The following is a 12969-nucleotide window of genomic DNA, read 5'->3' as shown; positions in this document are numbered from 1 at the left end:
CTCGAGCACCCCCTCCAGCCCCGGGTGCGCGCGCGAGGCCTGGCCGGAAGTGGGCCTGGAGGTGGAGGCCTTCCTGGCGCACGCGGCGGAGCGGCTGCCCTCCACGGGTGACGCTGGCGAGGTGCTCGCGAGCCTGCGTGTGGAGGAGCTCGCACTGGCCTTCACCTGCGCGCGGGGGAACGCGCGGGCCCTCCAGGCGTTCGACGCACGGGTCCTGTCGCAGGTGGGGGCGTGGCTGCCGGGCGAGTCGCCCTCCCAGGTGGATGAGCTGCGGCAGTTGCTGCGTCAGCGGCTGCTCGTCCCGGTAGGGGGGGCTCCGCCGAAGCTGGCCTCCTATTCCGGGCGCGCGCCGCTGGCGCAGTGGGTGCGGGCGGTGGCGCTACGGCTGCACATCGACCAGCAGCGCGCCGCGCCCCGCGAGCAACCGGTAGGCGAGCGGCTGCCAGGGCTGGCGGAGCGGCTGGGCGCGGACCCCGAGCTGGCCTTCATCCGCGAGCGGCACCAGGAGGACTTCCGCGGGGCCTTCCGCGCCGCGCTGGGCCGGCTGGACGCGCGCGAGCGCAACCTGCTGCGGCTGCACCACGTGCATGGCCTGTCCATGGACGCGATGGCGGCCACCACGCAGGCGCCGCGCTCCACCGTGGCGCGCTGGGTCGCCCGCGCCCGTGAACGGCTCCTGGCCCTCACCCGCGAGGAGCTGACGGCGCGGCTGGGGCTCACCCCCGGCGAACTGGACAGCCTGCTGCGCCTCGTGCGCAGCGAGCTGGACATCAGCCTGCGCCAGCTGCTGGCAGACTGACTCCGCGCCCCGAAATCACGGCCGGGTGAGACGAAATTCTCAAGCTCTCGTCCCTGGGGAAGAACCGCAACCAATGGAAACAAGGGATGTCGCGACGCGTCGATATTCGGGCGTCATGGGACCCGTGTGTCCGGCGGTGCGCGTCACGCGAAAGGGAGCAAGCCCATGAAGCAGTGGACCCGATGGAGCACCGCCATGTCCGCAGTCGCCGCACGCAGCTGGGCCATGCCGTTGGCGTTGCTGGGCATGGTGGGGTGCACGAACGACGTCGGAGGGGATGAGGCCGTCGCCCCCGCTCCTCTGGACGCGCACGTGAAGGCGTGGGTGCCGGAGACGCCGGTGCCCGCTCCGGCACACGCCGAGGGGACGGAGCACACGCTCCAGATGGACTGGGTCCTCCAGGAGAAGAGCGTGGAGGACCTGACGGACCACTCGGCGTTGATCATCGACGGGAAGGTGGAGTCCACGCGCTACGACGTCCTGCGCAGCTACGCGCGGTCGAAGACGGAAGGGGCGGCCTCCGGTGAGCTGAGCGGCCTCTACACGGACCTGCCCGTCACCATCGCGACGGTGCGGGTCTCCAACATCGCGCGCACGTCGCGGGAGCTGCGGAGCGCGTCGGGTGACGTCGTGGCGCAGGGGGCCACCGTGGACGTCATGTATCCCGGCGGCCTGCTCGCGGACGGCTGCACGCTCGCGCCGGAGGACAGCCCGCTGCCGGCGGTGGGGGAGCAGGCCGTCCTCTTCCTCGCGCCGCAGGAGGGCGTCAAGCCGCTGGCCGTGCAATCCCTGACGGGCATCTATTCCGTGACGGGAGGGCCGGTGGGGCGCGTCCTGGTGAAGGGGGGCTTCGTGCAGGGCCCCAGCTCATCGCGTCACGCCACCGCGCTCAAGCAGCACGTGGGGGGCCCCGTGGACGCGCTGCTCGCACGGGTCAGCGCCCGCGCCCAGGCCGTGGAGTACGTGCGCCCCGAGGCGCGCGCGGTGCCCTCGGTGGAGGACGCGCCGAGCGGGCCGAGCGCCCAGAGCTGGTGCGGGGTCCCGACCTTTGGCTACAGGTGGTGCCGCTACCCCACGAACGTCACGTACACGGACTTCACGACCACGCGGTGGCCGGTGGGCGACGCGATGAACGCGTGGATGTACACGAGCGTCTCGAACGGCCTGTACCTGCACTGGCGTGGCAGCGGTTCTTCCGACGTCATGGTCTATGAGAACTGGTACGGCAACAACGGCTGGCTTGCCTATACCTGGAACTACGCGTCGGGCGGCTGCATGACCGGCAGCGTCGTCAACATGAACAACACGTATCACGCGGGCGCGTACCACGCGAAGAGCGTCAGCGTGCATGAGATTGGCCACACGCTCGGCATCGCGCACCACTGGGATTGCAACTCGATCATGTACTCGAGCCCCACCGTCTGCGGATCCGCCGTCACGTCCTGCGACGCCCAGGTGGCGGCGGAGCTGTACCGGTACTGACGCGCTGGCCAGGAAGGGGCGGCGTGAGGCGGGGTTCGACGGCGGAAGGGCGCGGCATCAACGTCGCCCGCCCTGGAATCCCTCTCAAACCCCGGCGCCGCCCCGTCCCTGGCGCCCGTTGTTCCCGTGACGCGCCCTCGCGTGTGGCCGGTGGTGCTCGCGTTCGTGCTCATTAGGACTCAAGCGCCGGGCTTGAGGCGTCGAGTCATTCGTGGCTCATGGCTCCAGGAGGTCCTGAGCCATCGCTGGATTCGTAAGGTCCAAAGAGCCCCGGTTCCGATTCCGAAGTGCCGACGCTGAGGACATTGCTCGCGCGTGCGTAGGAAGCGCGAAGACCTGTGGCCCCACGGCACCTGTTACGGTCTGCACCGTCTTCTCGGAGGTTGCCTGCCGGTGCTCCTGGTATCCCGTTCGTTGCTGCTGCTGTCCCTTCTCCTGCCTGGCACGAACGCCACGGCGCAGGAGCCTTCACGAGGGCGTGAGTTGATGCAGCGGCGGGTGACACTCTCCCGGGCCGCAGTCGGCAATCCGGTGGAACTGCACGTTGCTTCTGGCTCCCTCACCGCGTTGGAGTTCGACTCTCCCGTGGATCGCGCAGGGGTGAAGCTGGGGGACGCCAGAGACCGTTTTGAGCTGTTCGTGGTCAACGACCGGTGGGTCATGCTCAAGCCCACGGGCGACGTGGCAACGGGTGAGCGCATCCTGCTGACCGTGCCTTTCGCGGACGGCATGTCCCCGCCACGCGCCGTGTTCATGCTCGTCTCGAATGCCACGCAGGTGGACGCGCAGGTCCAGGTGTCGCGGCTGCCACGCACGGCGGAGGCGGTGCAGGCCGAACTGGACGAGGTACGCGCCGCGTGCGCAGGCAAGGATGCCGAGTTGGAAGCGCTGCGGGCGCGAAGCGCGGCCACGGGGCCCTCGGGCATGATCCTGGCCAGGGCGATGGATGTTGAGGGGGTCAATGCGAAAGACCTTCAAGTAGGGGCGGTGGTGAAGCCCTCTGACGGGCTGAAGGTAGAGCGTCTCATCGCCTTCCGAGGCACAGGGTGGGTCGCGCTCTCGCTTGCAATCACGAATGAAGGGGCGGCGCCGTGGACGCCCACGGAGGCCCGGCTGTCCTCAACGCGCGGTGGGCGCTCCCGTGCGATGGTGGCGATGCGAGAGCCTCACATCGCTCCCGGCGGGAAGGCGCTGGTCGTGGTGGAGGCCCGTGGCGAGGACTGGCCCGAAAAGGCCGCCCTCCGGGTGGAGCTACGCGACAGCACGGGAGCGCGGCGCCTTTTCATCTCTTCCCTGGTGTTCTAGAAGCGCGGGCCATGCTGCTTTTCATTCCCGCCAGCTTGAAGCCCGGGCAGATGGTGGATGGCTGGCGAGTAGTGAAGGCCCTGGGTTCGGGCTCCTTCGGCGCCGTCTACCTCGTGGAGAAGGAGGGCCAGCGTTTCGCGCTGAAGATGGCCATGCACCGCGCCAGCAGTGGAGACGCGGAGCAGTCGGACGCGCGCCTGATGCGGGAGATGGTCTGCCTGGCCCAGGTGAGCGGCCACCCCAACATCGTGCGCACGTACGCCCACGGCCGATGGAACGACGCGACACGGGGCTGGCTCTACGTCGTCGAGGACTACGTGGAGGGCTACACGCTGGGCGAGTGGATGGAGAAGACTCACCCCACGGCGCACGAGGTGGTGACCCTCTTCGTCAAGCTCGCCTCCGCTCTGGCCCACGTGCACGCGCGGGGCGTGTTCCACCGTGACTTGAAGTTGAGCAACATCCTGGTGCGCGCCTCCGACGGCGAGCCCTTCCTGCTGGACTTCGGGGTGGGTAGCTACGCGCAGGCGCCCGAATTGACGGACTCCCCCCTGCCGCCCGGCACCCGGCGCTACCGCTCCCCCGAGGCCACGAAGTTCCTGCGCGAGCATGGCGAGGAGTCCGAGGCGCGTTACGCTTTCAAGGCGACGGATGATGTCTACGCGCTGGGCATCTGCCTCTACGATTTGCTGACGATTGCGCGCCCCTGGAGTGAATCTCCGGCCATGTTTCTGGGGGGCAGGTTGGAATTGCCCGCGCCGCATTCGCTCAACCCTCGGGTGCCGGCGGCGCTGGGTGCGGCCGTTCTCCATTTCGTTGCCCGGGACCCGGAGAAGCGTGCCCCCACAGCGGAGGTGATGAAGCGCGAGTTGGCGGCACTGCTGCCCGAGGTGGGAGTGGCGTGGAGGGAGCCCTTCCACGTCCCCAAGGCCCACGTTCAACTCGCCCCCGAAGCGCCGCCCCCCGCGCCGTCGCAGGACGAGCCCGCTCGTGCTGCCCGGCGTGGACTCTCGAACACGCGAGGGGCTTTCGTGGTGGCGCTCGCCGTGCTCCTGGGCGGCCTCGTGCTCTGGCGCGTCACGACGCCCTCGGAATCTCTCCCGACTGCACAGCGGACGCCGTTGACGCCCTCCTCCGCGCAGCAGGTGGACCCAGAGCCGAAGCAACCTCCTCCCCCTCCAGCGCCCGCCACGATGCCCCCTGAAGTAGCCTCTCCCGTGTCCGCACCCGAGCAGAAGGAAAGTCCTCCCGTGAAGCGCGCTCCCTCGACCATGTCTCCGCCGCCCGCTCCCGCTATCAGGAAGCCAAAGCCCCTGGCCGTCTCCCCGGGCTGGCCCCCGGCGCAATGGGGTGGCTTCCTCAAGACGTGCGCGGGTCTGACCGCCGCCGCTGCCCTCCAGATGGGCTGCCCGGGAGCCCAGGTGCGGCCCGAGGCCGCGGACTGCCCCGAGGCCGCACGCAAGGCAATGTTCACCAATAAGGCGGACGGCGGGATGGGGATGCGGAAGAATGCCTATGTCGCCTTCTACGCGGACGCGCGTCAGCAGGACCCGGGTGAAGCCGGAGTCTTCCGTGAGGGACCCGTGACGGGAGAGGTGTACACCGACGAGAGGCCCCAGCTCCCCAAAGGCACGCTGCTTTACGGCTACCTGTGGACGGGGAACAAGGACCTGCTCGTGGGACGCTACACCGAGGCCCGGCTTCCGAATGGCCAGAAGGTGCCAGTCTGCATCGAGCTAGGGAATGTGGATGATTTCGGGTGGAGGACCTGGGACGGGTCCAAGCCGGGAGAGGTCGTGGCCCGAACCAATTTGAGCGGCATCGCGGTCGAACGGTGGCGTTGAAGCTCCTGCCCGGCGTAACACCCGTTTACAATTCAGCCCCTGTCCTTCTCACCCGGAGTGAGAGGGATTCCGGGGGACCTTGAACCCGCCGCGTCGTTCCCCAGGAGCGATGCGGGCACTACCTTGCAAGTTCCTTCGCGAATTCCTCTCGCGCGGGTGCAAGGGGTTTCCGCATGGCCCATCCGTCCAAGCCGCTCACCAGCGGCGTCGTGCTCTTCACACAGGGGGACACCTCCTACGAATTCTTCCGGGACCTGGGAGTGGGGCGGCTGGGGGAGCGCGTCCTGCTCGCCTTCGTCCGGACACCCCAAGGGCTGGGTGACTGCGTGGTGCTCAAATGCATTCCGCTGCCGCAGGGGGAATCGCTGCCCGAAGGCTTTCAGCACATGCGCGCGCGGCTGGAGGAGGAGGTGCGGCTCGCGCGCTATCTCCAGCACCCACGCATCGCGCGCGTCCATGGCCTTGTCGAGATGCCGCATGGGCTGTGCGTGGTGATGGAGAACCTGGAGGGGCTATCCCTCAACACGCTGTTGTCGGTGGCCCAGGCGCGCGGGCGCTACTTCTCCGAATCCTTCGTCCTCTACGTGGGCGCGGAGGTCGCGGCGGCGCTGGACCATGCGCACACGCGCACGGATGAGGCAGGTCTGCCTCTGGGCATCGTCAACCGCGACGTCAACCCGGGCCGCATCCGCCTGGGCCCTCGCGGTGAAGTGCGGATGACGGACTTTGGCGTGGCCCTCTCCCGGTTGACGGGGCGCGTGGCGACGTCCTTCCCCCGGCCCCAAGGCGAAGTCCTCTATGCCGCGCCCGAGGCACTGATGGGTGACGCGGTGGATGCGCGAAGCGACCTCTTCTCCCTGGGGCTGACACTGCTGGAGTTCGCCACGGGCCGGCACCTCTACGACCCGGGCCACCTGCTCGCGGAAGGAGTGGAGGCGCGGCTGTCGCGGGAGGAACGGGAGAAGGTGCTCGCGGCATCGGTGGCCTCCCTGGGGCTCAATCTGCCGCCCTTCGCGGAGGATAGCATCCGGTGTGCCATGTCCTACCGTTCCGAAGACGTGGAGCGCGCGGCGGAGGGGCTGTCCGTGCCACTGCGCGACGTTCTCCACACGTTGCTACGGCCCGAACCTTCGGAGCGCTTCGCCACGGCGTCGGAACTGGCGGGTCTCCTTCGCGCGCGGCTGGCTCGGTTGCCGCCCTACTCGGGGGAGGACGCGGTGAAGGAGGTTCAGCAGGCCCTCGCGGAAGCGGAAAATCAGCTCTGGGACATCGCGGTGCCGGATGATGAGGGCGGGATTTCCGTGCCCATGCTCGGTACACCTCACCCGGACGAAATCTCGACCGAGCCCGCGCCTTGTCAGGGCTTGCGCAAGAGGTCCACGGCCGCACGCCATCCGGACGAGGTGACGACGGCACCAGGCGCTGGAGCGCGCCGGATCGGGAGACGGCAGCCAACCGTTTCGTCCACATCCTCAACAACCTGACGTCGTTCCTGTTGTCATGCTACGCGCCGTCCGCCACGCAGCTGTCCTGCTCCGTGCACGTGACGTTGCTGGCGGTGTGCTCGTTGGTCTTCGCGGGGACGGTGGTGGCGCTGCGGAGGATGGACGCCCGGTCCCGAGAACCCGCCGTGCTCGCGGGCGCGTGAGCCTCAGGGGCCCACGGCACCGCGCGCTTCACCGGCCGCATCCGGCAGCTCCGCCGCCAGCTTCGCCCTCAACGTGGCCACGACGTTCGGATTGTCTCCGGCCACGTCGCGCAGCTCCGACGGATCCGACACCGTGTCGAAGAGCTGCACGCGCACCCCATCCGGCGTGGGCAGCTCCAACAGCTTCCACCGGCCCAGATACAAACCCCGGTGCCGCGCCCGGCGCACGGGACCCTCCCACTCCGGCTTCAGCGCAATTTCCCCCGTGTCGCCCTCCACCATCGCAATCTCATACAGCCACGGATACGGCATGCGCACCGTCTGGTACGCCTGTCCATCGCGGTCGCTGAACCACACGTCCGTCTCAATCAGCGCCGGCACATCCGGCAGCGGCTTGGGCTCCAGGCCCGGACGCGCGAGCGACGCCAGCGACCGTCCCCGGAACGACTCCGGCGCGGGCACGCCCAGCAAATCCAACACCGTGGGTGCCACGTCCAGCGAGCGCGCCCGCTGCGCCACCTCCCGCCCTGAGGCCACCTGTCCGGGCAGCCGCACCACGAACGGGATGCGCAGCCCCGCGCTGCCCCACAGATGGTCACCGTGGCCCTGGCCCAGCCCCTCGTCCTCCAGGTGCTCACCGTGGTCCGACAGCAGCACCACCAGCGTGTCGTCCCACCGGCCCCGCCGCTCCAGGTCCGCGCGCACGCTGCCCACGAGTCCGTCGAACGTGCGCACCGCCGCGTCGTAGTTCGCCCCCAGCGCCGCGACGTCCTCCGGCGTGGCCGCGGGCGCTTCCGGATCCACCTCCATCCGAGGCGTCGCCCCGAACCGCCACGGCCCCCGATACCCGCGCTCCACGTACCGGCCTTCCTGCGGCCACGGCGCGGCGTAGGGAAAGTGCGTGGAGGACGCGAACACGACCATCGCGAACGGCGCGTCCTCCGGCATCCCGTCCAGCACGCGCCGCACCCGCGTGCGCAGCGGGGCAGGGTCCGTCAGCTCCGGAAACTCGCCGCGTTCCTTGAACAGCCCCGGCGCCAGCGCCGTCCATGGCAGCAGCGCCACGTGGGTGATCAGCATCCGCTGCCGCACCAGGTCCGGGAAGCGGAAGTCCGGCGCGGACACCACCTGGAAGCCATACGGGAAGCGCGAGAAATGATCCCCCGCGTAGTCCGCCACCACCGCCGTGCGGTAGCCCTGCTCCGCCAGCGTCGTGGCCAGCGTGGTGAGCTTCGCCTCGCGCGCCTCGCGTCCCACCAGCGTGTGCACCACGGGGTGCTCGCCCGCGTACTGCGACGTGAGCAGCGTCGTCCACGATGGGGCCGTGCGCGGCACCTGCACCACCGTGTCGTCGAAGCGCGTGCCTTCCCCCATCAGCCGGTCGATGTTCGGTGACGTGGCCCGTGGATACCCGTAGCCCGACAGGTGATCCGGCCGCAGCCCGTCCGACGCCAGGATGAGCAGGTTCGGCCGAGCGCGTACGGGCGCCTCCGGTGCGCCTTCCGTCCGCGCAAGCCCCAGCCCCGTGAAGCCCGCCACCGCCGCCGCGGCCGTCATCCCGCCCAGCACGCCGCGCCAGCGGGAGGACTCCGCCAGCCACCGCCCCATCACCGCCAGCACGCTCAACACCGGCAGCACCGACGCCGCCATGTACCAACCCGACGGCTGCGTGCCGCTCAGCCCCCGCAGCACCGCCGCCGTCACCTCCGAGCGCGCGTACAGCGTCGCCGCGTACAGGTGCGGATGCCGCGCCATGTCCCCCGCCACCAGGAACGCCTCCACCACCAGGCACCCCAGGCCGCTCAGCCAGAACACCGCGCGCCGGCTGCGCTCCGCCGCCCACAGCCCGGCTCCCAACAGCGCCCCCAGCACCAGCCCCACCGCGCAGTACGCGCCAATCAGCCGCGCCACCTGCCACAGCACCACGCTCCGCCACGTGTCCCAGACGTACGCCGTGACGACGCCGCTCTCGTTCCCCTGGTAACCCAGTTGCATGTTCAGCAGGGCACAGAGCGTGTAGAGCACCAGGAAGACGAGCAGGCCCGCCCGGCAGCCCAGCAGGAGGGCACGAGCGAGCGTCGGCGGTGTACGGGCGAAGGCGGGCATCGGGGGGCAGCGTGGTCACGAATCCCACGGCGGCCACCCCACGGCCGGAGGGAGTGCCCACGCCCGGACGGACGGGGGGCCGGAATTCCGCTCCGGGTGTCTCCCAGGCCGGATTTCCGGGGCGCCGCACGCCCGGGTCCGGCCTCTTTCTTCCGGGCCTGTCACTGGACTGGCGAGCAGGGGTTGCGGGCTCTAGTGTTCAGGCGCCTCTTTCTTCACCCGGGAGCCGGAACGCCCATGTCCTTTACCCACCTTCACCTCCACACCCTCTATTCGCTGCTGGATGGGGCCATCCGGATGAAGGACCTCATCAAGACGGTGAAGGAGAAGGGCATGTCGAGCGTGGCCGTGACGGACCACGGCAACATGTTCGGCACCATCGACTTCTACAAGAAGGCGAAGGACGCCGGCATCAAGCCCATCATCGGCCTGGAGGCGTACGTCGCGGGCCCCAAGGGGCGCGAGGACCGCTCGGAGAAGGTGGCCCACCACCTCATCCTCCTGGCCAAGAACGCGGAGGGCTACGCGAACCTGCGCTACCTGTCCTCCACCGCGTACATGAACGGGTTCTACTACCACCCGCGCATCGACAAGCAGGTGCTCGCGGAGCACAGCAAGGGCCTGGTCGGCCTCACCGCGTGCCTGGGCGGTGAAGTCACCAGCGCGTGCTTCCGCGGCGACATGGACAACGCCCGCCGCGTGGCCTCCGAATACAAGGGCATCTTCGAGCCCGACAGCTTCTACCTGGAGGTCCAGTCCAACGGCATGACCGAGCAGGACAAGGCCAACGAGAACCTGAAGCAGCTCTCGCGCGACCTGGACATCCCGCTCGTCGCCACCGCGGACGCGCACTACATCAAGCGCGAGGACGCCAAGGCGCACGAGCTGCTCATGTGCATCGCCAGCGGCAAGACGCTGGCGGACAACAAGCGCCTGCGCCACTCCACCGACAAGCTCTACGTGACGAGCCCCGAGGAGATGCTCGGCTTCTTCGCGGACTCGCCGGAGGCCGTGCACAACTCCATGCGCATCGCGGAGATGTGCAACGTGGAGCTGAAGCTGGGCAAGCCCATGCTCCCCACGTTCAAGGTGCCGGACGGCCACACGCCGGACAGCTTCATGTCGGAGCTGGCCTACGAGGGCCTGCGCCAGCGCTTCAAGGAGCTGGAGGGCCAGTACCCCATCGACCGCGAGCAGTACCAGGCGCGCCTCACGCTGGAGCTGGGCGTCATCCAGCGCATGGGCTTCTCCGGCTACTTCCTCATCGTCCAGGACTTCATCAACTGGGCCAAGGACCACAACATCCCGGTGGGCCCGGGCCGTGGCTCCGGCGCCGGTTCGCTGGTGGCCTATGCGCTGCGCATCACCGACCTGGACCCCATCCCGTACAACCTCCTCTTCGAGCGCTTCCTCAACCCGGAGCGCGTGTCGATGCCGGACTTCGACATCGACTTCTGCCAGGACCGGCGCGACGAGGTCATCAAGTACGTGGGCCGCAAGTACGGCGAGATGAACGTGGGGCAGATCATCACGTTCGGCTCGCTCAAGGCCAAGAGCGTGCTGCGCGACGTGTGCCGCGTCTTCGGCCTGCCCTTCAGCGAAGGCGACCGCATCGCCAAGCTGGTGCCGGAAGTCCTCAACATCACCTTGAAGGAGGCCATCGAAATGGAGCCTCGCCTCAAGGAGATGATCGAAAAGCCCCAGAACATCGGTGAGGTGGAGGGCAACCCCGTCACCACCAAGGACGTGCTGGAGATTGCCCTCGCGCTGGAGGGCCTGCACCGCCAGCCCGGCATGCACGCCGCGGGCGTGGTCATCGCGGACAAGCCGCTCTGGGAGTTCGTGCCCGTCTACCAGCCGCCGGGTGAGAAGATCCTCATCACCCAGTTCGCCAAGGACGAGGTGGAGGCCGCGGGCCTGGTGAAGTTCGACTTCCTGGGCCTGAAGACGCTCACCGTCATCCAGCACGCGCTGGACCTGGTGAACCGCAACCACGGCAAGGACATCAAGCGGCACGAAATCCCGCTGCACGACGAGAAGATGTGGCAGCTGATGGCGGAGGGCGACACCGCCGGCGTCTTCCAGATGGAGTCCAGCGGCTTCACCGAAATGGTGATGAAGCTGAAGCCCACCTGCTTCGAAGACGTCATCGCCGCGGGCGCGCTCTACCGTCCGGGTCCGCTGGACTCCGGCATGGTGGACGTCTTCATCAACCGCAAGCACGGCCGGGAGAAGGTGGCCTACCCGCACCCCAACCTGGAGCCGGTGCTCAAGGACACCTACGGCGTCATCGTCTACCAGGAACAGGTGATGCAGATCTCCCAGGTGCTGGGAGGCTACACCCTGGGCCGCGCGGACCTCCTTCGCCGCGCGATGGGCAAGAAGAAGGCCGAGGTCATGCAGGCCGAGCGGGCCGGCTTCCTCGAAGGCTGCAAGATCAACAACGTCGACCTGAAGGTCGCGGGCGAGATCTTCGACCTGATGGAGAAGTTCGCCGAGTACGGCTTCAACAAGAGCCACTCCGCGGCGTACGGCCTGGTCACCATCCACACGGCGTGGCTCAAGGCCCACTACCCGTGCGAATTCATGGCCGCCCTTCTCACCAGCGAGAAGGACAACACCGACAAGGTGGTGAAGCACATCGGCGAGGCCCGCGAGTCGGGCACGCAGGTGCTGCCGCCGGACGTGAACCAGTCCGACCTGGCCTTCGGCGCGGTGGAGGGGAAGATCCGCTTCGGTCTGGGCGCCATCAAGGGCGTGGGCGAGGGCGCCATCGAGTCCATCCTGGAGGCGCGCAAGGAAGGGCCCTTCAAGAGCCTCTTCGACTTCTGCGAGCGCGTGGACGGCCGCCGCGTCAACCGCAAGGTGCTGGAAGCGCTGGTGAAGGCGGGCGCCTTCGACTTCGAGAAGCGCCCGCGCGCGCAGCTCTTCGAGACGATTGAGCGCGCGATGAACCGCGGCTCGTCCAGCCAGAAGGACAAGGCCGCGGGCCAGAGCTCGCTGTTCGGCATGCTCACGGGCCCCGCGTCCGCCGGCACCGGACTCAAGGACGACTACGCGGCGGTGGAGGAGTGGCCGGAGAAGGAGCGCCTGGCCTTCGAGAAGGAGTCCATCGGCTTCTACGTGTCCGGCCACCCGCTGTACCAGTACGAGAAGGAGCTCAAGCGCTACGCGCGGCCCATCACCGCCGTGCAGCGCGCGCGCCGCGACGAGAAGCTCACCGTGGCGGGCATCATCACCGTGCTGCGCGAGCGCCCCACCAAGACGGGCAAGCGCATGGCGTGGGTCACCATTGAAGACCTGTCCGGCTCCACGGAGCTGGTGTGCTTCCCCGGCAAGGACGGCACGCGCAACGTGATGGGCAAGGACGGCAAGTGGTCCAAGCAGGGCCCCAAGCCGGGATACGAGCACTGGGAGCACCTGCTCAAGTCGGACGACCCCATCCTCGTCACCGGCACCGTGCAAATTTCCCAGCGCGACGAGAACACGCCCACCGCGGAGCTCATCGTCGACGACATCCAGAGCCTCAAGGCCGTGCGTGAGAAGCGCACCAAGCGCCTGGAGCTGCGGCTGCCCGCGGAGGTCGTCACCGAGGAGCGGCTGGCGAAGCTCAACGAGCTGGCGAAGAAGTACGCGGGCGCGACGCCGGTGGCGGTGAGCGTGCTGTTCCCCGGGGAAGCGGAGGCGCACATCTCCGGCACCACGCTCAAGGTGCAGGTGAACGACGATTTGCTCCTCGCGGTGGACCGCCTCTTCGGGCAGAAGGTCGTGGAGTTCGGCTGACA

8 protein-coding genes are annotated in these 12969 nt (G+C 68.7%); 6 read left to right on the top strand and 2 right to left on the bottom strand.

Annotation, left to right across the window (positions count from 1 at the left end; all coding sequences use genetic code 11):
• From D7W81_RS17970 to D7W81_RS17950, 5 genes are all read left to right on the top strand, one after another.
• The coding region (locus D7W81_RS17970) for a sigma-70 family RNA polymerase sigma factor (protein WP_244227265.1) at nt 1-799 on the top strand (799 nt) is incomplete at its 5' end.
• A 195-nt stretch (nt 800-994) separates the two neighbouring features.
• Nucleotides 995-2281, top strand: a complete 1287-nt coding sequence (locus D7W81_RS17965) for a matrixin family metalloprotease (protein ID WP_120556620.1) — start codon at nt 995-997, stop codon at nt 2279-2281.
• Nucleotides 2282-2695: 414 nt separating this feature from the next.
• On the top strand, nt 2696-3586 hold the full coding sequence (locus D7W81_RS17960; RefSeq protein WP_158621620.1) for a DUF2381 family protein: 891 nt from the start codon (nt 2696-2698) through the stop codon (nt 3584-3586).
• Between the two features lie 11 nt (nt 3587-3597).
• Entirely contained in the window at nt 3598-5430 is a 1833-nt protein-coding gene (locus tag D7W81_RS17955; RefSeq protein ID WP_120556618.1) for a serine/threonine protein kinase, read from the top strand.
• A gap of 173 nt (nt 5431-5603) precedes the next feature.
• Nucleotides 5604-6914, top strand: a complete 1311-nt coding sequence (locus D7W81_RS17950; protein WP_120556617.1) for a serine/threonine-protein kinase — start codon at nt 5604-5606, stop codon at nt 6912-6914.
• Between the two features lie 19 nt (nt 6915-6933).
• Here the strand turns inward: D7W81_RS17950 and D7W81_RS42380 are convergent, their stop codons facing one another.
• Nucleotides 6934-7098 carry a hypothetical protein gene (locus D7W81_RS42380; RefSeq protein ID WP_158621619.1) on the bottom strand — a complete coding sequence of 55 codons (165 nt, stop codon included), beginning with the start codon at nt 7096-7098 and terminating at the stop codon, nt 6934-6936.
• On the bottom strand, nt 7082-9184 hold the full coding sequence (locus D7W81_RS17945) for a sulfatase family protein (RefSeq protein ID WP_120556616.1): 2103 nt from the start codon (nt 9182-9184) through the stop codon (nt 7082-7084). Before D7W81_RS17945 ends, D7W81_RS42380 begins: the two co-directional genes overlap by 17 nt.
• Before the next feature lie 237 nt (nt 9185-9421).
• Here D7W81_RS17945 and dnaE point away from each other — a divergent pair, with 237 nt between their 5' ends.
• On the top strand, nt 9422-12967 hold the full coding sequence (gene dnaE, locus D7W81_RS17940; protein ID WP_120556615.1) for a DNA polymerase III subunit alpha: 3546 nt from the start codon (nt 9422-9424) through the stop codon (nt 12965-12967).
• The last annotated feature ends 2 nt before the right edge of the window (nt 12968-12969 follow it).

This window comes from Corallococcus aberystwythensis (assembly GCF_003612165.1).
In the GTDB taxonomy this organism is placed as follows: Bacteria; Myxococcota; Myxococcia; order Myxococcales; family Myxococcaceae; genus Corallococcus; species Corallococcus aberystwythensis.
This window is presented reverse-complemented; position numbering and strand designations above follow the sequence as displayed.